The sequence below is a fragment of the Streptomyces sp. IBSBF 3136 genome (assembly GCF_036815105.1).
GTDB lineage: Bacteria > Actinomycetota > Actinomycetes > Streptomycetales > Streptomycetaceae > Streptomyces.
On sequence record NZ_JAJSZC010000123.1, the window covers coordinates 1 to 23,712 of the forward strand.

General features: G+C 69.7%; 22 protein-coding genes and 2 tRNA genes. 2 read left to right on the forward strand and 22 right to left on the reverse strand.

All coding sequences use genetic code 11. The features are described from left to right. The 10 genes from V7E45_RS24345 to V7E45_RS24390 form a co-directional block, all read right to left on the reverse strand. The coding region (locus V7E45_RS24345; RefSeq protein ID WP_333776327.1) for a CYTH and CHAD domain-containing protein at nucleotides 1-898 on the reverse strand (898 nt) is incomplete at its 3' end. Between the two features lie 91 nt (nucleotides 899-989). Continuing rightward, nucleotides 990-2,186 carry a rod shape-determining protein RodA gene (rodA, locus tag V7E45_RS24350; protein WP_333776328.1) on the reverse strand — a complete coding sequence of 399 codons (1,197 nt, stop codon included), beginning with the start codon at nucleotides 2,184-2,186 and terminating at the stop codon, nucleotides 990-992. Beyond that, the gene (gene mrdA / locus V7E45_RS24355; RefSeq protein ID WP_333776329.1) at nucleotides 2,183-4,432 is read right to left on the reverse strand and encodes a penicillin-binding protein 2; all 2,250 of its coding nucleotides are present in this window, start codon (nucleotides 4,430-4,432) and stop codon (nucleotides 2,183-2,185) included. Before mrdA ends, rodA begins: the two co-directional genes overlap by 4 nt. A gap of 140 nt (nucleotides 4,433-4,572) precedes the next feature. Continuing rightward, nucleotides 4,573-5,250, reverse strand: a complete 678-nt coding sequence (gene mreD, locus V7E45_RS24360; RefSeq protein WP_333776330.1) for a rod shape-determining protein MreD — start codon at nucleotides 5,248-5,250, stop codon at nucleotides 4,573-4,575. A gap of 16 nt (nucleotides 5,251-5,266) precedes the next feature. Then, on the reverse strand, nucleotides 5,267-6,205 hold the full coding sequence (gene mreC / locus V7E45_RS24365; RefSeq protein WP_333776331.1) for a rod shape-determining protein MreC: 939 nt from the start codon (nucleotides 6,203-6,205) through the stop codon (nucleotides 5,267-5,269). A gap of 163 nt (nucleotides 6,206-6,368) precedes the next feature. Continuing rightward, nucleotides 6,369-7,388, reverse strand: a complete 1,020-nt coding sequence (locus V7E45_RS24370; protein ID WP_031158632.1) for a rod shape-determining protein — start codon at nucleotides 7,386-7,388, stop codon at nucleotides 6,369-6,371. Between the two features lie 313 nt (nucleotides 7,389-7,701). Then, on the reverse strand, nucleotides 7,702-8,115 hold the full coding sequence (gene ndk, locus V7E45_RS24375) for a nucleoside-diphosphate kinase (protein ID WP_020940057.1): 414 nt from the start codon (nucleotides 8,113-8,115) through the stop codon (nucleotides 7,702-7,704). Between the two features lie 63 nt (nucleotides 8,116-8,178). Then, nucleotides 8,179-8,541 (reverse strand): DUF4233 domain-containing protein, encoded by a 363-nt coding sequence (locus V7E45_RS24380; protein ID WP_333776333.1) that lies wholly within the window; start codon nucleotides 8,539-8,541, stop codon nucleotides 8,179-8,181. A 9-nt stretch (nucleotides 8,542-8,550) separates the two neighbouring features. Beyond that, nucleotides 8,551-10,062, reverse strand: a complete 1,512-nt coding sequence (gene folC, locus V7E45_RS24385) for a bifunctional tetrahydrofolate synthase/dihydrofolate synthase (protein WP_333776334.1) — start codon at nucleotides 10,060-10,062, stop codon at nucleotides 8,551-8,553. A 117-nt stretch (nucleotides 10,063-10,179) separates the two neighbouring features. Then, on the reverse strand, nucleotides 10,180-12,837 hold the full coding sequence (locus V7E45_RS24390) for a valine--tRNA ligase (protein ID WP_333776335.1): 2,658 nt from the start codon (nucleotides 12,835-12,837) through the stop codon (nucleotides 10,180-10,182). Between the two features lie 137 nt (nucleotides 12,838-12,974). Here V7E45_RS24390 and V7E45_RS24395 point away from each other — a divergent pair, with 137 nt between their 5' ends. Then, nucleotides 12,975-13,952 carry a hypothetical protein gene (locus V7E45_RS24395; RefSeq protein WP_333776336.1) on the forward strand — a complete coding sequence of 326 codons (978 nt, stop codon included), beginning with the start codon at nucleotides 12,975-12,977 and terminating at the stop codon, nucleotides 13,950-13,952. Between the two features lie 98 nt (nucleotides 13,953-14,050). Here the strand turns inward: V7E45_RS24395 and clpX are convergent, their stop codons facing one another. The 5 genes from clpX to V7E45_RS24420 all read right to left on the reverse strand — a co-directional run bounded on the left by clpX (nucleotide 14,051) and on the right by V7E45_RS24420 (nucleotide 18,847). Then, nucleotides 14,051-15,337 (reverse strand): ATP-dependent Clp protease ATP-binding subunit ClpX, encoded by a 1,287-nt coding sequence (clpX, locus tag V7E45_RS24400; RefSeq protein ID WP_333776337.1) that lies wholly within the window; start codon nucleotides 15,335-15,337, stop codon nucleotides 14,051-14,053. A 171-nt stretch (nucleotides 15,338-15,508) separates the two neighbouring features. Further along, complete coding sequence (locus V7E45_RS24405) at nucleotides 15,509-16,174, reverse strand: ATP-dependent Clp protease proteolytic subunit (protein ID WP_333776338.1); 666 nt, start codon at nucleotides 16,172-16,174, stop codon at nucleotides 15,509-15,511. Nucleotides 16,175-16,243: 69 nt separating this feature from the next. Next, nucleotides 16,244-16,849, reverse strand: coding sequence for an ATP-dependent Clp protease proteolytic subunit (locus tag V7E45_RS24410; RefSeq protein ID WP_333776346.1), 606 nt, complete (start codon nucleotides 16,847-16,849; stop codon nucleotides 16,244-16,246). A gap of 371 nt (nucleotides 16,850-17,220) precedes the next feature. Beyond that, nucleotides 17,221-18,591, reverse strand: a complete 1,371-nt coding sequence (gene tig, locus V7E45_RS24415) for a trigger factor (RefSeq protein ID WP_333776339.1) — start codon at nucleotides 18,589-18,591, stop codon at nucleotides 17,221-17,223. 179 nt (nucleotides 18,592-18,770) lie between these two features. Beyond that, nucleotides 18,771-18,847, reverse strand: a tRNA-Pro gene (locus V7E45_RS24420). A 162-nt stretch (nucleotides 18,848-19,009) separates the two neighbouring features. Between V7E45_RS24420 and V7E45_RS24425 the strand changes: the two genes are divergently transcribed. Further along, nucleotides 19,010-19,080, forward strand: a tRNA-Gly gene (locus V7E45_RS24425). A 69-nt stretch (nucleotides 19,081-19,149) separates the two neighbouring features. Here V7E45_RS24425 and V7E45_RS24430 read toward each other — a convergent pair. The 7 genes from V7E45_RS24430 to V7E45_RS24460 all read right to left on the reverse strand — a co-directional run bounded on the left by V7E45_RS24430 (nucleotide 19,150) and on the right by V7E45_RS24460 (nucleotide 23,689). After that, complete coding sequence (locus V7E45_RS24430) at nucleotides 19,150-20,295, reverse strand: tyrosine-type recombinase/integrase (RefSeq protein WP_333776340.1); 1,146 nt, start codon at nucleotides 20,293-20,295, stop codon at nucleotides 19,150-19,152. Continuing rightward, on the reverse strand, nucleotides 20,295-20,507 hold the full coding sequence (locus tag V7E45_RS24435; RefSeq protein WP_333776342.1) for an excisionase family DNA-binding protein: 213 nt from the start codon (nucleotides 20,505-20,507) through the stop codon (nucleotides 20,295-20,297). The genes V7E45_RS24430 and V7E45_RS24435 overlap by 1 nt, the downstream gene beginning before the upstream one ends. Then, a complete protein-coding gene (repSA, locus tag V7E45_RS24440) occupies nucleotides 20,500-21,927 on the reverse strand; it encodes a replication initiator protein RepSA (protein WP_333776343.1) in 1,428 nt (475 codons plus the stop codon). The genes V7E45_RS24435 and repSA overlap by 8 nt, the downstream gene beginning before the upstream one ends. After that, entirely contained in the window at nucleotides 21,924-22,616 is a 693-nt protein-coding gene (locus V7E45_RS24445) for a DNA methylase (RefSeq protein WP_333776347.1), read from the reverse strand. Before V7E45_RS24445 ends, repSA begins: the two co-directional genes overlap by 4 nt. After that, on the reverse strand, nucleotides 22,616-22,798 hold the full coding sequence (locus V7E45_RS24450; protein ID WP_333776344.1) for a hypothetical protein: 183 nt from the start codon (nucleotides 22,796-22,798) through the stop codon (nucleotides 22,616-22,618). Before V7E45_RS24450 ends, V7E45_RS24445 begins: the two co-directional genes overlap by 1 nt. A gap of 93 nt (nucleotides 22,799-22,891) precedes the next feature. Beyond that, nucleotides 22,892-23,440: a GGDEF domain-containing protein gene (locus V7E45_RS24455; RefSeq protein ID WP_333776345.1), complete on the reverse strand. Its 549-nt coding sequence runs from the start codon at nucleotides 23,438-23,440 to the stop codon at nucleotides 22,892-22,894. A gap of 6 nt (nucleotides 23,441-23,446) precedes the next feature. After that, the gene (locus V7E45_RS24460; protein WP_333776348.1) at nucleotides 23,447-23,689 is read right to left on the reverse strand and encodes a SpdD protein; all 243 of its coding nucleotides are present in this window, start codon (nucleotides 23,687-23,689) and stop codon (nucleotides 23,447-23,449) included. Between the last annotated feature and the right edge of the window lie 23 nt (nucleotides 23,690-23,712).

The following is a 23,712-nucleotide window of genomic DNA, read 5'->3' on the forward strand; positions in this document are numbered from 1 at the left end:
GGGCGGTGGTCAGGCGGTCGGCCAGGACCTCCTGGTCCCGGTCGGCGCCCAGCTCGGTGGCCAGCCATTTCAGTTCGCCGGCGAGGGGGGTGGTGGCGGCGGGATCGAGGATGGTGCCGAAGGTGCGGAAGGTGCTGCGCATCCGGCGGGTGGCCACGCGCATCCGGTGGACGGAGTCGGGCAGGTCCCTCCGGACGGCGGGGTCGCATTCGAGGAGGGTCTCGCGCTGTTCGCGCAGGTAGGCGAGGACGTGGTCACCGGCGGTCACGGGCCGGGCGGGTGTGACGCGGTGGGCCGGGGTGCCGCCGGTCTCCTCAAGGGCCCGGGCCAGCTTGGACGGGGACTTCGACGGCCGCACGCCGGCCTTGCGCAGCCGTTTGTCGACCTTGTCGAGGAAGGCCGGGTCGCCGTCGTCGGCGAGTTCCACCTCGATCTCGGTCCACTGGGCGGTGCCGCCGGCCCGGTTGAGCCGTTCGGCGGTCACCGCGTCGACGCTGGCCTCGGCCAGCAGGGCTCCGTCGGCGTCGACCAGGTGGCGTACGTCGCGGGCGGAGCGGAGCCGGACCACGGGGACCAGGTCGGCGGTGCGGATCCGGGCGCGGACGAGTGCGGCGATCTCCTCGGGCACGGTGTCGGAGAGGGGCGCTCTGATCTCGTCGCGGACGCCCGGGGCGACCGGGATCTTCAGGTGCCAGCCGGCGTCGCCGCCGCCGGTGCGGCGGCGCAGGGTGAGGGCCGCGGCGGCCAGGCGTTCGTCGGCGGTGTCGTAGTAGGTGGCGTCCAGTTCGGTCAGGCCCTTGTCGAGGACGTCGGCGATCCCGCCGACGCCCGTCAGGTCGGGCAGACCGCTGTCGTCGGATTCGTACTTGCGCTCGATCTCGCGTTTCGCATCCGCCATGAACCGAATCTACTGGCACGGCGGCGGTGACGGCAGGGGCCGTCCCGGGTGAATGGCGGGTGGGCGCCCGCCATTCACCTGGTGAGGTGCCTCATGCGGACATCGGCCGCTGCACCTTGATCGACTGGAGGAGTCCCACGGCCACCCAGACGGCGAACATCGACGAGCCGCCGTAGGACACGAACGGCAGGGGCAGGCCGGTGACCGGCATGATCCCGAGGGTCATACCGATGTTCTCGAAGGCCTGGAAGGCGAACCAGGCGACGATGCCGGCGGCGACGACGGTGCCGTACAGCTCGGTCGAGTCGCGGGCGATGCGGCAGGCGCGCCACAGGACCACGCCGAGCAGGACGATGATCAGGCCGGCGCCGAGGAAGCCCAGCTCCTCCCCCGCGACCGTGTAGACGAAGTCCGTCTGCTGTTCGGGGACGAACTGGCCGGTGGTCTGGGAGCCGTGGAAGAGGCCCGCTCCGGTCAGGCCGCCGGAACCGATGGCGATGCGGGCCTGGTTGGTGTTGTAGCCGACGCCGGCCGGGTCCAGGTCGGGGTTGGCGAAGGCGGCGAAGCGGTTGATCTGGTAGGCGTCCAGGATGTGCAGCTGCCAGACGGTGACGGCGCCGAGGGCGCCGGCGCCGATCAGGCCGAAGACCCAGCGGTTGGAGGCGCCGGAGGCGAGCAGCACGCCCAGGATGATGATGACCATGACCATGACCGATCCGAGGTCGGGCATGAGCAGCACGATCAGGATGGGTACGGCGGCCAGGCCGAGGGCCTGCAGGACGGTGCGGTGGTCGGGGTACTTCTTGTCGCCGGCGTCGACCCGGGCGGACAACAGCATGGCCATGCCCAGGATGATCGTGATCTTGACGAACTCGGAGGGCTGGAGCGAGAAGCCGCCGCCGAGCACGATCCAGGAGTGCGCGCCGTTGACGGTGGAGCCGAGCGGGGTGAGCACGGCGAGGATGCCGAAGACCGACAGGCCGTAGAGGATCGGCACGGCGTTGCGCAGGGCGCGGTGGCCGAGCCAGATCGTGCCGATCATCAGGGCGAGCCCGATGCCGGTGTTCATGAGGTGCCGGAGCAGGAAGTAGTAGGGGTCGCCCTGGTTGATCTCGGTGCGGTTGCGGGTGGCCGAGTACACCAGCAGCGAGCCCAGCAGGGACAGGGCGATCGCGGCGAGGAGCATCGGCCAGTCGAGCCGGCGGGCCAGGGAGTCACGGGCGAAGACCCTGGTCCAGCCGGCCCGTTCGGGGCCGTAGCCGGAGACGGAGAAGCTGTTGCCGGTCATGCGGGCATCCTCCGGCTTCCCCTTCTGCGAGGCTTCCTGCGGGTGTTGCTGTTGCGGGTGGTGGGCGAGGGTGAGGTGGCGGGCTGCTGGTCGTCCCCGTTGGTGGGGTTGTCCTTCTGGGCCGCCTCGGCGTCCTTGCCGGGGTCGCCGGTGATCTTGGGGGCGGCGATGGTGCCGTCCGTGCGGACCTTCGGCAGGCCCTTCTGCGGCTCGGGCAGCAGGGCCTTCTTCTGGTCGACGGAGCCGTCGCCGCCGACGCCGTAGAGCGCGCTGTAGATGTTGCGCACCGCCTCGCCGGAGGCACCGGAACCCGTACCGGCCTGGGCGATCGTCATGATCACCGTGTAGTCCTTGGAGTAGGTGGCCAGCCAGGACGTGGTCTGCTTGCCGTAGACCTCCGCCGTACCGGTCTTGGCGTGCAGCGGGATCTTGTCCTGGGGCCAGCCCCCGAACTTCCAGGCCGCGGTACCGCGGGTGATGACGCCCGCGAAGGCGTCGTTCATGCCCTTGAGGGTGGCCTGGGTGACCGGCAGGCGGCCGGTCTTCCTCGGCTTGATCTCCTGGACGGACTTGCCGTCCGCGCTGATGACGGCCTTGCCGATGGTCGGCTGGTACATGGTGCCGCCGTTGGCGACGGCGCCGTAGATCACGGCCTCCTGGATCGGGGTGACGAGGGTGTCACCCTGGCCGATGGAGTAGTTGATCTCGTCACCCTCGCGCATCTTGTTGCCTTCGAGGCAGTTCTCGTACGCGATCTTCTCGACGTAGGAGCCGTCCTTCTTCCCGGACTTGCACCAGGCGTCCTTGTTGGCCTTCCAGTAGTCGAGCTTCCACTTGCGGTCGGGGACGCGGCCGGTGACCTCGTTGGGCAGGTCGATGCCGGTCTCCTTGCCGAGGCCGAACTGGTGGGCGGTCTTGAAGAAGTGGTCCTTGGGCTGGCCCTTCTTGGGGTTGATGCCGCCGTCCTTCTTCCACTCCCGGTCGGCGAGGCCGTAGAAGACGGTGTCGCAGGAGACCTCGAGCGCGCGGCCGAGGGAGATGGGGCCGAAGTTCTCGCCCTCGAAGTTCTTGAAGACCTGCCCGCCCACCGAGTACGAGCTGGTGCACGGGTAGCCGCCGTCCCACACGTAACCGGCGTTGACCGCGGCGGCCGTGGAGACCACCTTGAAGGTCGAGCCGGGCGCGGCCTGACCCTGTATGGCGCGGTTCAGCAGCGGGTAGTCGGAGTTCTTGCCGGTGAGGGCCTTGTAGTCCTTGCCGGAGATGCCGCCCACCCAGACGTTGGGGTCGTAGGTGGGGGCCGAGGCCATGGCGACGATCCGGCCGGTCTTGGCCTCCATGACCACGACGGCACCGGAGTCGGCCTTGTAGTTCTCGCCGGTGATCTTGTCGAACTGCTGACGGGCCTTCTTCATGGCGTTGTCGAGTTCGTACTCGGCGACGCGCTGCACCCGGGAGTCGATGCTGGTGACCAGGTTGGAACCGGACTCGGCGGCGTCGGCCTTGGCCTTTCCGATGACGCGGCCGAGGTTGTCCACCTCGTAGCGGGTCACGCCGGCCTTGCCGCGCAGCACCTTGTCGTACTGGCGCTCCAGGCCGGAGCGGCCGACCATGTCGGAGCGCAGGTAGGGCGAGTCGGTGTCCTTGGCCTTCTGGATCTCCTCGTCGGTGACCGGCGAGAGGTATCCGAGGACCTGGGAGGTGTTGGACTTGCCGGGGGCCGGGTAGCGGCGCACGGCCTCGGGCTCGGCGCTGATGCCGGGGAAGTCCTCGGCACGCTCGCGGATCTGCAGGGCCTGCTTGGGCGTCGCCTCGTCGGTGATGGGGATCGGCTGGTAGGGCGAGCCGTTCCAGCAGGGCTGGGGGGTCTTGGCGTCGCACAGCCGGACCTTCTGGGTGACGTCCTCGGGCTTCATGCCGAGGACACCGGCCAGCTTGGCGAGGACGGCCTTGCCGTCGTCCTTCTGCTTGAGCAGGTCGGTGCGGGAGGCGGAGACGACGAGGCGGGTCTCGTTGTCGGCGAGCGGCACGCCGCGGGCGTCGAGGATGTCGCCGCGCACGGCGGGGTCGACGACCTGCTGGACGTGGTTGCCGGACGCCTCCCGCTGGTAGGCGGCGCCCTCGCGGATCTGGAGGTACCACAGGCGGCCGCCGAGGGTGCCCAGGAGGGAGAGGACGAGGATCTGGATGACGACGAGCCGGATCTGGACCCGTTGGGTCCGTCCGGTCTCGGGGATGTTGGTCACTGCGGCTGTCTCCCCCTCTCAGTGCGCGGATGCGTGTGCGCGTACGAATGATGAACGACCGGCCTGTGAGGCCGCGTTCCGCGGATGCCGCCCCGTTCGGGTGAACCTCGGGGTGGCCATCCGGGTGGACTCGCCCCAGATCACAGCCGCTTGACCCCCTTGATGCGGCCGACCCGGGTGGAGCGGGTGCGGGCCTTGGTCTTCAGGGCGCCGAGGCCGCCGCGCTGGCTGCCGATGCGCAGGCCGGTGCCGGAGGAGAGCCAGCCGGAGGAGATGTCCCCGGCCTTGGCCGCGGGGCTGGTCTCGGCGAGCGGGTCGTTGTCGGAGCGGCGGGCCAGCCACATGATGCCGGGGACCACGAACGGGGCGAGCAGCAGGTCGTACAGGGCTGCCGAGAACAGCAGCCCGGTCAGGCCGACATGGCGGGCGGCGGTGTCGCCGACGAGGGCGCCGACGCCCGCGTACAGCAGGGTGGAGCCGACGGCGGCGGCGACCACGACGGCCATGGGGCCGGTGGCCGACTTCAGCCGGCCGTTCTCCGGCCTGATGAGTCCGGCGAAGTAGCCGGTGACGCACAGCACGAGGGCGTAGCGGCCGGCCGCGTGGTCGGCGGGCGGGGCGAGGTCGGCGAGCAGGCCGGCGCCGAAGCCGACGAGGGCGCCGCCCACATGGCCGTACACCATGGCGAGGCCGAGGACGGTGAGCAGCAGCAGGTCGGGTACGGCGCCCGGCAGGTGCAGTCGGGCGAGGACGCTCACCTGGACGACCAGGGCGACGACGACCAGGGCGGTGGAGAGCAGGATCCGGTTGACACGCATGAAGAAAACTCAGCTCCTACTGCTGCTGGCCGTCTGCGGGTGCGTCCGCCGAGGGGGTGACCGTGACGGTCACCGTCGGCGTCGGGGTCGGCTTGGGTTTGGCCGGCAGGACCTCGTCGCGCGGGTCCTTCTTCGGGGCCGCCACGACCACGCCGACGATGTCGAGCTTGGTGAAGCCGACGTAAGGGGTGACGTACAGCGTGCGGGTGAGGCCGCCGCCGGAGGGGTCGACGCGGGAGACCACGCCGACCGGGACGCCGGGCACGAACGGCTTGTCGGCCTGCGAGCCGAAGGTGACGAGGCGGTCGCCCTTCTTCACCTCCGCCTTGCCGTTGAGGAGTTCCACGCGCAGCGGGCGGTCGCCCTGGCCCGAGGCGAAACCGAGTTCGTCGCTGCTCTCCATGCGGGTGCCGACGGTGAAGTCGGGGTCGTTGGCGAGCAGGACGGTGGCGGTGTCGGGGCCGACGGTGGTGACCCGGCCGACGAGGCCGTCGCCGTTCAGGACGGTCATGTCGCGCCGGATGCCGTCGTGGGCGCCGGCGTCGATGGTGATGGTCCAGGAGAAGCCCTGCGCCGACCCTATGGCGATGACCTGGGCGCCCTTGATGCCGTACTGACCCTCGCCGGCGATCTTCAGCATCTTGTCGAGCTGCTTGAGGCGGCTGCGGTTGCGGTCGTCGCTGCCGAGCTTCGCCTTGAGGGCCGCGTTCTCGCGTTCCAGGCCGGCGAGCCGGTCGTGGCGACTGCCGGAGTCGCGGACGGCGGAGACGGCGTTGCCGACGGGGTCGACCGCCGAGGACATCCCGTTCTCGATGGGGCCGAACGCCGCGGCCGCAGCGTGCCGGGCGCCGTCGACCGGTGAGTTCCGGCCTCCGCGGATGTCCACCGTGATCAGCGCGAACGCGATGGCGATCAGCAGGACCAGGAGCAGCCGGCTCTCTTTCGTGTCCCTCACGTGCGGCGGCCGTGCCCTTCCTCGATAGGAATTCGGGGACCCCTTGAGGCGCCGCTCGGGGAGCGCCGACCGAAGGGGCCCATGTGTGGGAGCTTATGCCTCGATATCAACGATCCGCCGCACGAGAGGAGAACGTCCCGTACGGCGGAATCGACATGTCACGTCATCTGCGGGGCTGGGCGTCCAGGACCTGCTGGAGCGCCTCGAACTCCTCGACGCACTTGCCGGATCCGAGCGCCACGCTGTCCAGCGGGTCCTCGGCGATGTGGATCGGCATGCCGGTCTCCCGCCGCAGCCGCTCGTCCAGGCCGCGCAGCAGCGCTCCGCCGCCGGTCAGAACGATTCCCCTGTCCATGATGTCGCCGGACAGCTCCGGCGGGCACTTGTCCAGGGTCGTCTTGACGGCGTCGACGATGGCGTTGACCGGCTCCTCGATCGCCTTGCGCACCTCGGCGGCCGAGATGACGACGGTCTTCGGTAGGCCGGAGACCAGGTCCCGGCCGCGGACCTCGGTGTGCTCGTCGGCGTCGAGGTCGTACGCCGAACCGATCGTGATCTTGATCTGTTCGGCCGTGCGCTCACCCAGCAGGAGGCTGTACTCCTTCTTGATGTACTGGATGATCGCGTTGTCCAGTTCGTCGCCGGCGACACGGATCGACTGGGCGGTGACGATGCCGCCGAGCGAGATGACCGCGACCTCCGTGGTGCCGCCGCCGATGTCCACCACCATGTTGCCGGTGGCCTCGTGGACCGGCAGGCCGGAGCCGATGGCCGCGGCCATGGGCTCCTCGATGATGTGCACCTGGCGCGCGCCGGCCTGGGAGGACGCCTCGATCACGGCGCGGCGCTCGACGCCCGTGATGCCCGAGGGCACGCAGACGACCACCCGCGGCCTGGCCAGATACCGACGCTTGTGGATCTTCAGGATGAAGTAGCGCAGCATCCGTTCGGTGATCTCGAAGTCGGCGATCACGCCGTCCTTCAGCGGGCGCACGGCGACGATGTTCCCGGGCGTCCGGCCGATCATCTTCTTCGCTTCCGCACCGACCGCGAGGATGCCGCCGGTGTTGGTGTTGATCGCGACGACGGAGGGCTCGTTGAGAACGATTCCGCGGCCCCTGACGTACACCAGCGTGTTGGCGGTCCCGAGGTCGACAGCCATGTCACGGCCGATGAACGACATTGAGTTCCCCATCCGGATTCATCTGGCCTTCCTGAGCTTTTGAGGGCATATCAGGTCGGCGAGGCGGGTGCTGTGACGTGAAGGCTTCCATCGTAAACGCGCCTGCGCGAACACTGCGCGAGGGTCTCCGCCATTGTCAGCAGATGGCGTGGCGCCTCGCCTTCGGAGACGGGCCATCGGGGGCACGCGTTCCCCCGATCGGCAACACATATGCCGAGGGACGGCCGAAAACGTACGGCCGCCCCAGGTCAGGCCCCCGAAGGTGAGCTGACGCCCACTCAGAAAATTCTCGGAAAAATCCGTCCGGCGTGCCTCAGGCACGGCCCGGGAAGAAGATCTTCACCTCGCGCTCGGCGGACTCCTCGGAGTCGGAGGCGTGGATCAGGTTCTCCCGGACGATCACGCCGTAGTCGCCCCGGATGGAGCCGGGCGCGGCGGCGATCGGGTCGGTCGGGCCGGCCAGCGCGCGCAGGCCCTCGATGACCCGCTCGCCCTCGACGATCAGCGCGACGACCGGGCCGGAGGCCATGAACTCCACCAGCGGCTCGTAGAAGGGCTTGCCCTTGTGCTCGCCGTAGTGCTGCTCGAGGGTGTCCTGGTCCAGGGTGCGCAGCTCCAGCGCGGTGATCCGCCAGCCCGCCTTGCGCTCGATACGGCTGATGATCTCGCCGGTCAGGCCCCGACGGACGGCGTCGGGCTTGAGCAGGACGAGGGTGCGCTGGCTCACGGATGGCTCCTTACGACTGACGTGTGCGGTGGGACGAGGTTACAGGGCGTGTCGGTGCGTCCGTTACGCAGCGTCAGGTGTAGTGGAGGGGGGTTCCGCCTGGGCCGCGAATCTCGCCTTGGCCTCGTCCACCTTTCGGCCGAAGTGCACCGACGCCCACCACAGGGCGGCGAACACCGCTCCCATGAAGTACATGGTCGGCACGAAGACGCCCGAGGCGATCAGGGCGAGCTGGAGGGCCCAGCCGAGGGCGACGCCGCCCGGGCGGGTCACCATGCCGCACAGCAGCACGCACAGGACCATGGCGATCCCGCTGACCAGCCAGACGGTCGACACGGCCAGACCGGGGTCCTTCATGGCCACGAGGGCGGCGAAGCCGATGACGAAGAACTCGCCGATCAGCGTCGATGAACAGAGCGTACGCACGACGGGACCTCAGCCCTTCCCGAGCAGCAGGCGAGCCTCGCCCACGGTGATGACGGAACCGGTGACCAGGACGCCACCGCCCGCGAACTCGCCCTCCTCCTCGGCCAGCGTGATCGCCGCCTCCAGGGCCTCGGGCAGCCGCGGCTCGACCTGGACGCGCTCCTCGCCGAAGACCTCGACGGCGATGGCGGCCAGCTCGTCCGCGTCCATGGCGCGGTGGGTGGAGTTCTGGGTGACGACGACCTCGGCGAAGATCGGCTCGAACGCCTCCAGCAGCCCACGGACGTTCTTGTCGGCGCTCGCCCCGACCACGCCGATCAGCCGGGTGAAGTCGAACGCCTCCCGCACCGCCTCGGCGGTGGCCTCCGCGCCCGCCGGGTTGTGGGCGGCGTCGAGCACGACGGTGGGAGAGCGCCGTACGACCTCGAGCCGGCCCGGCGAGGAGACCGCGGCGAAGGCCTTGCGCACGGTGTCGATGTCCAGCGGCTCGGCGCGCTGGGCGCCGACGCCGAAGAACGCCTCGACGGCGGCGAGCGCCACGGCCGCGTTGTGCGCCTGGTGGGCGCCGTGCAGGGGCAGGTACACCTCCGTGTACTCGCCGCCCAGGCCGCGCAGGGTGAGCAGCTGGCCGCCGACCGCGACCTGCCGGGCCACGACCCCGAACTCCAGCCCCTCGCGGGCCACCGTGGCGTCCACCTCGACGGCCTTCTTCAGCAGCACCTGGGCCGCGTCGACCGGCTGCTGCGCCAGGATCACGGTCGCGTCCTGCTTGATGATGCCGGCCTTCTCGCCGGCGATCTCGCCCGGCGTGTTGCCGAGCCGGTCGGTGTGGTCGAGGCCGATCGGGGTGACCACGGCGACGTCACCGTCGATCACGTTGGTGGCGTCCCAGGAGCCGCCCATGCCCACTTCCACGACGGCCACGTCGACCGGCGCGTCCGCGAAGGCGGCGTACGCCATGCCGGTGAGGACCTCGAAGAAGGACAGCCGGTACTCCTGCGAGGTGTCGACCATCTCCACGTAGGGCTTGATGTCCTGGTACGTATCGATGAACCGCTCGGCGGTGATCGGGGCGCCGTCCAGGCTGATCCGCTCGGTGATCGACTGCACGTGCGGCGAGGTGTACCGGCCGGTGCGCAGCTCGAAGGCGCCGAGCAGGGCCTCGATCATGCGGGCGGTGGAGGTCTTGCCGTTCGTGCCCGTGATGTGGATGGAGGGGTACGAGCGCTGGGGTTCGCCCAGCACGTCCATCAGCGCGGCGATCCGGCTGACGGAGGGCTCCAGCTTGGTCTCGCCCCAGCGGGCGGCCAGCTCCGTCTCGACCTCGCGCAGGGCCTTGTCGACCTCCGGGTCCGCCGGCCTGGCGGGGACGTCCCCCTCCGGCGGGCCGCCCTGGGTGCGCAGGGTGCGGCTGCCGGCCTCGATCACGGCGAGATCGGGGTCGCGGTCGGTCTCCGCTTCGATGATCTCGTCGAAGGAGACGAGGGGGTCGGGCTGGTCGTTGCCGGGGTTTTCACTCACGGGGCCAGTCTACGGAGGCGCGGTGACATAGGTGGGCGAAGGCCCCCGGTGCCGTGCGCTCCGGGGGCCTTCGATCGCCGGGGGCGGGCTCGCGCCCGCTCCGCCCGGCGGGTGTCGCTACGCCTGCGGGAGCCGGTCCAGCTGGGCGGTGATGCGGGCGATGTCCTCGTCCGCCTTGGCGAGGCGGGTGCGGATCTTGTCGACCACGTTCTCCGGGGCCTTCGCGAGGAAGGCCTCGTTGCCGAGCTTGGCGTTGGCCTGGGCCTTCTCCTTCTCGGCGGCGGCCAGGTCCTTGGCCAGGCGCTTGCGCTCGGCGGCCACGTCGATCGTGCCGGACAGGTCGAGGGCGACCTCGGCGCCGGCGACCGGCAGGGTGGCGGTCGCCGTGAACGCGTCGCCCTCCGGCTGCAGGCGCAGGAGCTGGCGGATCGCGGCCTCGTGCGGGGCCAATGCCGTGCCGTCGAGGGTCAGGCGGGCCGGGACGCGCTGCCCCGGCTGCAGGCCCTGGTCGGCGCGGAAGCGGCGGACCTCGGTGATGACGGACTGGAGGGACTCGATCTCCCGCTCGGCCGCCAGGTCGCGGAAGCCGCCGGGTGAGTCGGCACCGGGAACCAGCACAGCGGTCGGCCACTCGGCGATGACGACCGACTCGCCGCCGGTGAGGGTGGTCCACAGGGTCTCGGTGACGAACGGGACCACCGGGTGCAGCAGCCTGAGGGTGATGTCGAGGACCTCGCCGAGGACCCGCTTGCTGACCTCGGCCGCCTCGCCGCCCGCCTGGAAGGTCGTCTTGGACAGCTCGACGTACCAGTCGAAGACCTCGTCCCACGCGAAGTGGAAGAGGGCGTCGGAGAGCTTGGCGAACTGGAAGTCGTCGTAGTACGCGTCGACTTCGGCGATGACGGTGTTGAGGCGGGAGAGGATCCAGCGGTCGGTCGCCGACATCGCCGACGGCTCCGGCAGCGGTCCTTCCACCGTCGCGCCGTTCATCAGCGCGAAGCGGGTCGCGTTCCAGATCTTGTTGGCGAAGTTGCGGGAGCCCTGGACCCAGTCCTCGCCGATCGGGACGTCGACGCCCGGGTTGGCGCCGCGCGCGAGCGTGAAGCGCAGGGCGTCGGAGCCGTACTTGTCCATCCAGTCCAGCGGGTTGACCGCGTTGCCGAAGGACTTCGACATCTTCTTGCCGAACTGGTCGCGGACCATGCCGTGCAGGGCGATGGTGTGGAACGGCGGGGTGCCGTCCATCGCGTAGAGGCCGAACATCATCATCCGGGCGACCCAGAAGAAGAGGATGTCGTAGCCGGTGACCAGGACGGAGTTCGGGTAGAACTTCGCGAGGCTCTCGGTCCGCTCGGGCCAGCCGAGGGTGGAGAACGGCCACAGGCCGGAGGAGAACCAGGTGTCGAGGACGTCGGTGTCCTGCTTCCAGCCCTCCGCCTCGGTGCCGGGCGGCTGCTCGTCGGGGCCGACGCAGACGACCTCGCCGTTCGGGCCGTACCAGACCGGGATGCGGTGGCCCCACCACAACTGCCGCGAGATGCACCAGTCGTGGAGGTTGTCGACCCAGTCGAAGTAGCGCTTCTCCATCTCCTGCGGGTGGATCTTGACCTTGCCGTCGCGGACGGCGTCGCCCGCGGCCTTGGCCAGCGGGCCGACCTTGACCCACCACTGCATGGACAGGCGCGGCTCGATGGTGGTCTTGCAGCGCGAGCAGTGGCCGACGGAGTGGACGTAGGGCCGCTTCTCGGCGACGATCCGGCCCTCCGCGCGCAGCGCGGCGACGATGGCGGAGCGGGCCTCCAGGCGGTCCAGGCCCTGGAAGGGGCCGTGGGCGGTGATGACGGCGTGCTCGTCCATCACGGTGAGGGACGGCAGGCCGTGCCGCTGGCCGATCTCGAAGTCGTTCGGGTCGTGGGCCGGGGTCACCTTGACGGCGCCGGTGCCGAACTCCGGGTCGACGTGGGTGTCGGCGACGACCGGGATGGAGCGGTCGGTGAGCGGCAGCCTGATGAGCTTGCCGACGAGGTGCTTGTAGCGCTCGTCGTCCGGGTGGACCGCGACGGCGGTGTCGCCGAGCATGGTCTCGGCACGGGTGGTGGCGACGACGATGGTGTCGTCCCCCTCGCCGTACGTCATGGAGACCAGCTCGCCGTCGTCGTCCTGGTACTCGACCTCGATGTCCGAGATGGCGGTGAGGCAGCGCGGGCACCAGTTGATGATGCGCTCGGCGCGGTAGATCAGCTCGTCGTCGTAGAGGCGCTTGAAGATGGTCTGGACGGCCTGGGAGAGGCCCTCGTCCATGGTGAAGCGCTCGCGGGACCAGGCGACGCCGTCGCCGAGGCGGCGCATCTGGCCGCTGATCTGGCCGCCGGACTCGCCCTTCCACTGCCAGACGCGCTCGACGAACGCCTCGCGGCCCAGGTCGTGGCGGGACTTGCCCTCCTTGCCCAGCTCACGCTCGACGACGTTCTGCGTGGCGATGCCGGCGTGGTCCATGCCGGGCTGCCACAGCGTCTCGAAGCCCTGCATGCGCTTGCGGCGGGTCAGGGCGTCGATGAGCGTGTGCTCGAAGGCGTGGCCCAGGTGCAGGCTGCCCGTGACGTTCGGCGGCGGGATGACGATCGTGTACGGCGGCTTGTCGCTCTTCGCGTCCGCCTCGAAGTAACCGCGCTCTACCCAGCGCTCGTACAGCGGCCCCTCTACATCGGCCGGCGCGTACTGGGTCGGCAGTTCGGTGTCGGGCGCGGGTGGCTGCTGCTGAGCGTTCTCGGTCACGGGGGTCAGTTTAGAGGTGTCACGGGGCGGTGCCGAAACGCGTTTGTTCTGTAACGGTGCGGCCCCCGGTGCCGTGCGCTTCCCGGGCCTGGGCCAGGATGTCAGGAACACATAAGCATCTGGAGGGGAACCCAGTAATGAGCAGCAACCAGCCGGGCCCGTACGGCCAGCAGCCCCAGCAGCCGGGTCCCTACGGCCAGCCGGGGCAGCCTGGTCCCTACGGCCAGCCGGGCCCCTACGGCCAGCAGCCGCAGGCGCCCCAGCCCGGCTACGGCTACCCCCAGCAGGCCCCGCCGGTGCCGCCGCAGCCCGGTTACGGCTACCCGCAGCAGGGCGTCCCCCCGCAGCCGAACCCGTACGGCCAGCAGCAGCCGGGCCCCTACGGCCAGCAGCCCTACGGCGTCCCGCAGCCACCGGTGCCGGGCGGCGGCAAGAAGAAGACGGGGCTGATCATCGGGGCGGTGGCGGTCGTGGCGGCGATCGCCGTGGCTGCCTCCTTCCTGCTCAACGGAACCGGCGGCACCGACGTCGCGGACGACGGCCCGCACAAGCTGACGACGCCGGCGACGGTCATCGACGGCACGTACAAGCAGGAGGGCAACGCCGGTTCCAACGGCACCATGAGCGACGACGACCTCGCCGACTTCGCGAAGTGGGGCGTGAAGAACCCGAAGCACGCGGGCGCCACCTACCAGAACGGCACCGGTCTCGCCGCGAAGGGCCTGTCCTTCAGCGGTGTCTACGGCACCATCGACGACCCCGAGGCCGTCGTGGACGCCATGTTCGCCAAGATCAAGTCGGAGTCCGAGAAGGACCAGAGCGGCGACAAGACCAAGGGCAAGCTGGTCGGCAGCCCGCAGACGGTCCACCCGGCCGGCTTCGACGGCGTCATGAAGTGCCAGGTGGCGCAGATCGACAACAGCTCGTCGACGGCGTCGACCGCCGGCGCCGCCAAGGTCGTCAACCTGCCCTTCTGCGTCTGGGGCGACCACAGCACGGTGGCCGACGTCTCGGCGTTCAGCTTCGCCGCACTGGCCGCGGGTACGGGCGGCACGATCGACGACACCGCCTCCCTCGCCGTCAAGCTCCGCAACGACGTGCGCGTCAAGCTCTGACGATCTGAATCACCGCGAAAGGGGCCCCGGTCGACTGACCGGGGCCCCTTTCGTGGTGTCGTTGCGTGGTGTCCGTGCGCTGTCGTGCGCGCGGACGGCTACGCCGTCTTCTGCTCCCCCGCCCCCCGGCCGCGGGCGTCCCGGGGGATCAGGGTGGGGTTGACGTTGGAGCGGACCACGTCGGCGGTGATGACCACGCGGGCCACGTCCTTGCGGGACGGGACCTCGTACATCACCGACATCAGGACCTCTTCCATGATGGCGCGCAGGCCGCGGGCGCCGGTCTGGCGGAGGATGGCCTGGTCGGCGATGGCCTCCAGGGCCTCGCGCTCGAAGTCCAGTTCCACTCCGTCGAGTTCGAAGAGGCGCTGGTACTGCTTGACGAGCGCGTTGCGGGGCTCGACGAGGATCTGCAGGAGCGCCTCGCGGTCCAGGTTGTGGACCGAGGTGATCACCGGCAGACGGCCGATGAACTCGGGGATCATGCCGAACTTGACCAGGTCCTCCGGCATGATGTCCTCGAAGACGTCCTTGGACTCCAGCTCGCGCTTGGACCGGATGGTCGCGCCGAAGCCGATGCCCTTGGCGCCGGCCCGCGCCTCGATGATCTTCTCCAGACCGGCGAAGGCACCGCCCACGATGAACAGCACGTTCGTCGTGTCGATCTGGATGAACTCCTGGTGCGGGTGCTTGCGGCCGCCCTGCGGCGGGACCGAGGCCGTGGTGCCCTCCAGGATCTTCAGCAGGGCCTGCTGGACGCCCTCGCCCGAGACGTCGCGGGTGATCGAGGGGTTCTCGCTCTTGCGAGCCACCTTGTCGATCTCGTCGATGTAGATGATCCCGGTCTCGGCCTTCTTGACGTCGTAGTCCGCCGCCTGGATCAGCTTCAGCAGGATGTTCTCGACGTCCTCGCCGACGTAGCCCGCCTCGGTCAGCGCCGTGGCGTCGGCGATCGCGAACGGCACGTTCAGCATGCGGGCCAGGGTCTGGGCGAGGAGGGTCTTGCCGGAGCCCGTGGGACCCAGCAGGAGGATGTTGGACTTCGCCAGCTCGATGGCGTCCTCACGGCCCTGCGCGCCGCCGTTCTCGCCCGCCTGGACCCGCTTGTAGTGGTTGTACACCGCGACCGAGAGGGCCTTCTTGGCGGCTTCCTGACCGACCACGTAGCCCTCGAGGAACTCGTAGATCTCACGGGGCTTGGGCAGTTCCTCCCAGCGCACCTCGCTGGTCTCCGCGAGCTCTTCCTCGATGATCTCGTTGCAGAGATCGATGCACTCGTCGCAGATGTACACACCGGGCCCTGCGATGAGCTTCTTGACCTGCTTCTGGCTCTTGCCGCAGAACGAGCACTTGAGCAGATCGCCGCCGTCACCGATGCGTGCCACGGTGTGCTTCCCCTTCGCCTGGGAGACGCCCGGACACTTTCGAGTCCAGCGGCTCCTGGTGCTGCCTTATGTCCGACGGTACCTTGCCGGGCCCCGTGTTCGGGTCCCCCTTGGCAGGGTTCACTTTGACGTGGGCCCTGCCAAGAGGGCCTGAGAGTGTGCTGCTCGGGGTCAGCGGACCTCGGCGTTGTTCATCTTCCGGGTGGAGATGATCTGGTCGACGATGCCGTACTCGAGCGCTTCCTCGGCCGTGAGGATCTTGTCGCGCTCGATGTCCTCGCGGATCTTCTCGATCGGCTGGTTCGAGTGCTTGGCCAGCATGTTCTCCAGCTGGTCACGCATCCGGGTGAACTCCTTGGCGATGATCTCCAGGTCGGAGAGCTGACCGCGGCCGGTGGAGCCCGCCGGCTGGTGGATCAGCACGCGCGAGTTCGGCAGCGCCATGCGCTTGCCCGGGGTACCGGCGGCGAGCAGGATGGCCGCGGCGGAGGCCGCCTGGCCCATGCAGACCGTCTGGATGTCGGGCTTCACGAACTGCATGGTGTCGTAGATCGCCGTGAGGGCGGTCATGTCGCCACCAGGGCTGTTGATGTAGATCGAGATGTCCCGGTCCGGGTCCATCGACTCCAGGCACAGCAGCTGCGCCATGACGTCGTTGGCGGAGGCGTCGTCGATCTGGACGCCCAGGAAGATCACGCGCTCCTCGAAGAGCTTCGCGTACGGGTCGTACTCACGGATGCCCTGGGAGGTGCGCTCGACGAAGCGCGGGATGACATAGCGGCTGTCCGGGCGGGGCCCTTCGTGCAGGCCGCTCGCGGCGCCGGGGAAGTTGCTCATGGGGTGTTCACCGTCCTGGTGGCGTTCTGGGGGCTTCGGTCTCGGCGGTGCGTGGTGTGGCCTGGCCGATCAGGCACCGGTGCCGCCGCCTCCCGGGACACCCGAGGCGTTCGTGATGATCTCGTCGATGAGACCGTACTCCTTGGCCTCCTCCGGGGTGAACCAGCGGTCGCGGTCCGCGTCCCGGGTGATCGTCTCGAACGTCTGGCCGGAGTGGAACGCGGTCAGCTCGGCCATGCGCCGCTTGGTGCGCAGCAGGTACTCGGCCTGGATCTTGATGTCCGTGACCGAACCGCCGAGGCCCGCGGAGCCCTGGTGCATCATGATGTCCGCGTGCGGCAGGGCGAAGCGCTTGCGCGCGGCGCCGCCGGTGAGCAGGAACTGGCCCATGGAGGCCGCCATGCCCATCGCGATCGTGACCACGTCGTTCGGGATGTACTGCATGGTGTCGTAGATCGCCATGCCGGCCGTCACCGAGCCACCGGGGCTGTTGATGTAGAGGTAGATGTCCTTGTTCGGGTCGGCGGCGAGGAGCAGCAGCTGTGCGGTGATCTTGTTGGCGATGTCGTCGTCAACCTGCTGGCCGAGGAAGATGATCCGCTCGCCGAGCAGCCGGTTGTAGACCTGGTCGCCGAGGCCACCACCGATGGAAGGCTCGCCGGCGGCGGAGGGCATCAGATTCGTCACGTATCCACCTGCTCGTCTTACGACGGCGCCGGGCCGTCTCACGTCGTCCTGCCAGGGGCTTGGCTGGGGTTTCAGGAGACTCCCCTGCCCCCGTACTCAAGGACCCTAACGCTCAGGTCCCTTCGGGGAATCCCGGAGATGGGGGTGTTCGCCGGGGGCGTAGCGAAGGGCTCCGCCCGAGCACCGGTCGCGGTCCGTGAGGGAGGGGTACTTTGCGTCGCCGGTCCGCGGGTCTTACGGGGCCGCTCGCGCAGTCCCCGCGCCCCTTCGGGGGCGGCCGTCTGCCCCGGTACGGCGACGGGCCCCGGGGAACGTCCCCAGGGCCCGTCGTACGCGCTGTGGAGGCGCCGCGGGGCCGGTCAGGCCTCCGTGGTCTCCTCGGAGGTCTCCGACGCCTCAGCGGCCCCGGTCTCCTCCTCCTCGTCGTCGAGGTCGACGACCTCGCCGTTGGTGTCCTTCACCGTGGCGGCCTCGACCACGACGGCCAGGGCCTTGCCGCGGGCGACCTCGCCGACCAGGAGCGGAACCTGGCCGCCCTCGACGACGGCCTGGGCGAACTGGTCGGGGGACATGCCGGAGGAGGCCGCACGCCGCATGAGGTGCTCGGTGAGCTCCTCCTGGTTGACGTTGAGGTTCTCCTTCTTGACCAGCTCGTCGAGGACGAACTGGGTCTTGATGCCCTTGACCGCGGCCTCGCGGGTCTCGGTCTCGAACTCCTCGGCGGTCTTGCCCTGGATCTCCAGGTACTTGTCGAGGGTGAGGCCCATCTGGCCGAGCTGGTGGTGCTCCAGGTTGTGCTTGCGGGTGTTGATCTCGTCCTCGAGCAGCTTCTCGGGGACCGGGACCTCGACCAGCTCGAGGAGCTTCTCCAGGACGCGCTCCTGCGCCTGGGTGGCCTGGTCGTACTGCTTCATGTTGGCCAGGCGCTTGCGGCTGTCGGCCTTCAGCTCGTCCAGGGTGTCGAACTCGGAGGCGAGCTGGGCGAACTCGTCGTCCAGGGACGGCAGCTCGCGAGCGGCGACCTGGGTGACCTTGACGGTGACCTCGGCCGCCTTGCCCGCGGCGGAGCCGCCCTTGAGCTCGGAGGTGAAGGTGGCGTCGCCACCGGCCTCCAGGCCCTTCACGGCGTCGTCGATGCCGTCCAGCAGCTCGCCCGAGCCGATGGTGTACGAGACGCCGTTGGCGATGCCGTCCTCGAGGACCTCGCCGTCGACCTTGGCCTCCAGGTCGATCGTGACCACGTCGCCGTCCTCGGCGGCGCGCTCCACCGGGGAGGTGGAGGCGAAGCGCTCGCGGAGCTGCTCGACCGACTTCTCGACGTCCTCGTCGGTGACCTCGACGGCGTCGACCTCGACCTCGATGCCGGAGTAGTCCGGAATCTCCAGGGCCGGGCGGACGTCGACCTCGGCGGTGAAGTTCAGCGTCTCGCCGTCCTTCAGGTCGGTGATGTCGACCTCGGGCTGGCCCAGCGGGCTGAGCTCGGCCTCGTTGACCGCCTCGGTGTAGAACTTCGGAAGCGCGTCGTTGACCGCCTCCTCCAGCACCGCACCGCGGCCGAACCGCTGGTCGATGACGCGGGCCGGGATCTTGCCCTTACGGAAGCCCTTCACCGTGACCTGCTGGTTGATCTTCTTGTACGCCGCGTCGAGGCTGTCCTTGAGCTCCTCGAAGGGCACCTCGACAGTGAGCCGAACCCGGGTCGGGTTCAGGGTCTCCACGGCGCTCTTCACGGTTCGGTCTCCTTGTGGCTGACTTCTTGGTTTCTGCCGGAGCCAGACTGGTCCGGCGGATTTCGCCGCCCGGAGGAGTTCGTAGGCCGAGTGGGCCGGGACACACGGGCGCGCAGCTTGCATAGTAACCGCAGCCGGTCAGCGCCCCAAAAGGCGATCATCGGGATGCCGCGAGCCGGTGGTCGGGGTGGCGGGATTTGAACCCACGGCCTTCCGCTCCCAAAGCGGACGCGCTACCAAGCTGCGCCACACCCCGTCTGGTGCGACACGTAGGCTACATGCCCCGGCCGGATCCGTCGGCCGCTTTGTCCACTGCCGCGCGCGTGGCATCGCCGCAGCCCAACAGGTTGGCCTCCGCGGCGGGCGACCCGCTACGATGCTCTGCAGTGCCGCGGTCACGGACCTGCGGCGCACGCTTGCGGGCGTAGCTCAATGGTAGAGCCCTAGTCTTCCAAACTAGCTACGCGGGTTCGATTCCCGTCGCCCGCTCTCTACGACGAAGGCCCAGGTCAGTTAGTAAATTTACTAACCCTGGGCCTTCGACCGTTCCCCGGCTGATCAGTCCTGCGTGTCCCCCGCGTGCCCCTTCGGCCGGCGACGCCGCCTCAGAGCGTTCACGATCACCTCGTCCACCCCGTCAGCGATCTCCCGCTCACGGCGATCCGACGTGTGCTGATAGATCAGCGCCGCACGGGTCGAACTGTGACCGAGCCGGGTCATCAGCTCGCGCGTACTGGCGTTCGTCTGGGACGCCAGGGTGTTGCCCGTGTGCCGAAGATCATGGAATCGGAGCCCCTTGACGCCCGCCTCGGCGCACGCCTTGTGCCACAGCCCGTTGAAGTGGTTCCGGCGAGGTGTGGCCCCTTTCGCGCCGACGAAGACGCGACCGTCAACGCCGGGCTCCGCGAATTGCTCCATATGGGTGACGACGACCGGCATGATCGAGCGCGGGATGGCCACGGATCGCTTCCCCGCCTCGCTCTTGGGTGCCTTGTATATCCGCTTGCCGCTGTTCAGCTCGGACACCGAACCGCGTACCCGGATCATGCCCGTCTCCAGGTCGACGTCCCGCCGGCGCAGCGCCACCAGCTCGCCCCAGCGCAGGGCGCAGAAGGCCCCCAGCAGCACCAGGGCGCGGTAGCGGGGCTGCGAGGCGTCCGCCACGGCGAAGACGTCCAGGACGGCGGCCGTCGGGCGCTCCGGAGTGGTCACCGTGCCGCCGTTCTTGATCTGGCACGGGTTGCGGCGGATCAGTCCGTCCTCCACAGCCGTGCCCATGATCGTGCGCAGGAGCGAGTACGCCTTGGCGACCGTGGTCGGGCCGGTGCCTGCGTCCAGGCGTGCACGGCGCCAGGCGCGAACGGCGGCCGGGGTGATGTCGGCAACGGCCAGGCGCCCGAAGGTGGGCACCAGGTGCACGCGTACGAGGATCGCGTACAGCTCGGCCGTACTGACCGCCAGCGGACGCTCATTCACCCAGGCCACCGCGTACTTCCCGAACGGCACCTTGGCCGCATCCGGGTCCCGCCAGTCGCCCTGTCGCAGTTCCGTCTGCGTGTCGGCCAGCCAGTCATCCGCCTCACGCTTCGTACGGAACGTGTCCGGCGCCGGCCGCAACACCCCGTCAGGGCCGACGTATCGGGCCTGATAGCGGCCAGAGGGCAGCTTGCGGACGCGGCCGAACTGTCGACGCTTGCCAGCCATCAGGCAGCCACCCCCCGACGGGCAACAACGCCGCGGCGCGGCTCAACCGTGTTGGCCCTGATGAACTCGCGTACGGCGCTCTCCGGGATGCGTACGTGTCGGCCGACCTTCACGTAGGTGATCCGTCGCTCCTCAATGAGGCGCCGGGGGAAACGCACGGTCGTGCCGAGCACTTCGGCCACCTGATCAACGCTGAGGTACCGCTCATTCATGGTCGTGCGCTCCTTCCAAGGCGAGCTGTGCGGACAGTTCTTCGCGGGCGATCTCTCGGCTGTGTTGGATGTCGCGGCGGATGTTGGCGGCGAGCCAGGACTCACCAGGGGTGTGGCCGTGGCCGGCATACGTCCAGTGGGCGAGGGTCAGGGTGGTTGCCTCTTCGTCGTCGGGATCGGGCAGGCCGAGCGCTTCGCGTTGCTGGGCGGCGCGGTAGTCGGCGCGGACCTGGCGCAGCTCGCCGAGGGTGGTGGAGTAGCGGCGGGACTTGGTGGAGAAGTGGCCGCGGAAGCCGAGCATGTGAGCCCAGTCGCGTAACTTCCGGTCCGGGTAGAGCGGGTGGAGGTCGAGGCAGGCGGCGATCAGCCGGGCCGGGTGGTCGGGGACGTCGAGGAGGACCAGGGCCTCTTTGTTGCCAATGCGGCGGTCTACCGTGCCGGTGGTCTCGGCGGCCTTGGTGGCGTACTTCGCGACGTAGGAGGCGACGGCCCGTTCAGTGATCTCCTCCCCGTGCCCGAACGCGCCGATCGGCTGGACGTCGAGCTGCGTGCCCCAGCGCAGCGTGCGCGCGGGCTCGGTACGTGCCGGTTGATCGGGGTCCGGCTGATACCGGGCCGGAGGCACGTCGACGGCAACGCGAGCGGCGGCGGCGCGGATCGCGTCGGTGAGCAGGTCGAGGGTGGCCCAGGCCGGGGGCGGCGAGTCGGGTCCCTCGGGGCCGTCGAAGCGGATCACGGCGTGGAAGTGGACGGCACCGCGCTTCTGGTATTCAGCGACCTTGCCGAAGGAGACCCGCGACTGTTCGCGAGCGGCCTTCTGGGTGAGACCGGCCCGCTTGGCGATCTCGCGGCGCAGGTAGATCGTGAAGTAACGCCAGAGGTCGGAGGCGTGGTTGTTCCAGAGCACGGCGCCCGCGTAGTCGTAGGTGTCCGGGTCGAGCGGGGTGCCCAACTCGGGGGCGTCCTCCTGGTGGTGGGCGCCGCAGCGGCAGGGCCGGTTGCCGGGCCGGTTGTGGACCGGGCCGAACGAGGGCGCGGTCAGGGTGGCAAATACGCGCGGGTGATCCCGGATCGTCTCGGGAGTCCCCTTGGCGGGGTCGCCCACGAGGCCGGCGCGGATGAGGTGGTAGGTGTCCCCGGCGTAGGTCCAGGCGCAGGCCGGGCAGCGGGAGGCCCGCCGGTTGCCGCAGGCCACGCGGAGGACGCCGCCCGGTTCGGTGTCGGTGGAGTAGGCGTGCAGGACGTGTCCGGTGGCCGCGTCGCGGGTGACGGTCGATCCCGTCAGGCGGATCGGATCGGTGCAGCCGCCGGTGCGGCGGATCTGCTCTTGAAGGAGGTCGAAGCCGTACGACCCGGCCAGCCTGAGCACGTCGGCGAGGGTGGCCGGGTCCAGGCCCGCCATGGTGGCGGTGTCGGTCACGCGAACACCTCCTGCCGGGCGGACAGGAAGGCTCGGCCGATCCACTGGGTGAATGCGGGTGGGATTGCTTCGGTCAGTTCCTCGCGGACACCGGTCCAGGTGATGCCCATGGCCGCTTGCATCTCCGCAACGGAGGCTTTGCCGCCGCCGTGACCGTAGGCGGCGACGTAGGGGCCCTCGCGGTGGATGCCGTGGCGGTGACCGCGGACGTAGCCGCGGTGCCGGGGGTGAGGCGGCTTCGGGGTGGCCCAGCGGCCGAGTTCGAAGTTGCGGTGGCGCAGCACGCCGAGGTGGAACATCTCGCCGCACAGCGTGAGGTCTTTGCGGATCTCGGCTCGGCCGTTCGGCTGCTCGATGACGTACGGCAATCCGGAGGCGTCGAGGAGGGCGCGTGTGGGAGCCACCAGGTCCTCATGGGGGCCGCCCCAGCCCTGGGAGGCGTTGGTGCCCACGGTGAGGGCGCAGCCGGCCTGGCAGGGCGGGGAGGCGTGGACGAGCGTGTACCGGTCGATGTCACCGGTGTCGATCAGGTGGGCGAGGTATGCGAGGGCGTCACCGCGGTGGTAGGCGAAGGGGTAGTTCGGGCGGTCGGCGATGTCGCAGCCGTCCACCTCGAACCCCGCGCGGTGGTAGCCCACGGCCGCACCGCCGGCGCAGGAGAACAGGTCCAAGAGCCGCTGCACCGGAATCACCTGCCTGCGCGAACGAGGCCAGCGGCCGGGGTGGCGTAGCCGGTGCCCTTGCAGGCCGGGCAGGTCACGCGGAGGGTGACGCGGGTGCCGTCGCGGTGCCGGCTGCCGGTGGTGATGTGGGCGGTGGCGTGGCCGTCGCAGTCGCGGCAGACGCGCATGTTCGGGGCGTGCTGGGACATGATGGGGTTTCCCTTTCGGGTCCGGTGGATCTGGAAGTGGTGCAGGTGCCCGGAGCGGCGGATCTTTGGCGAGCGAAGCCGCTCCGGGGGCCGTCATGGGTGGGTGTTGCGCCTGCCGTGGCCCTTGGCCGCGTACATCGAGGCGTCAGCCGCCGACAGGGCGTCGGTGAGAGTCGCGACGGCCAGGTCCCGGCGGTGGCAGAAGCCGACCGAGGCCGAGACCGGCAAGGTGCGCCCCTGGTGCTCTGTGGGGCGGTCCAGGGCGGCCTGGAGGGCGCGGAGGCCGGGTGTGCGGGCGGCGTCGGTGACGATGGCGGCGAATTCGTCTCCGCCGAGGCGTGCGGCGATGCCGTGGCGTCCGCACCAGTCGCTGAGGCGGCGGGCGGTGGCGATGAGGACCGCGTCCCCGGCCGCATGGCCGTAGGTGTCGTTGATGGCCTTGAAGTCGTCCAGGTCAACGAGCAGGACCAGGGCGCCCTTGTGCTTGGCCAGCAGGCGTTCGGCGCGGGCGGTCCATCCGGCGCGGGTATGCCGGCCGGTCAGCGGGTCTCGCCTGGCGGTGGCCAGACGGCGCAGGAGCACTCCCCCATGGACGGTCCAGCCCAAGGCCGGTAACCCGGCGGCGATCAGGTTCGCGTCCATCCAGGATCACCGCCCCTGCTGGAGGTCTTTGACGAGCAGGCGCAGGACGATGGCGACCACGGCGACGGAGACGCCGGTGATGGCAACGGCCAGCAGGAGCGAGACCAGGACTGCCCCGACGACCAGGACCACGGCACCACCACCCGCGGCGAGGGCGAGCGCGCTGCCCGGGGTGAGCTGGATGGTCGGCCGATTCGAAGCTGGGGCGAGTGCTGCCGGGGCGGTGGGTGCCACGGCGCTGGACTCCAGGGCGGTGGTGGCCGGGGGCGAGG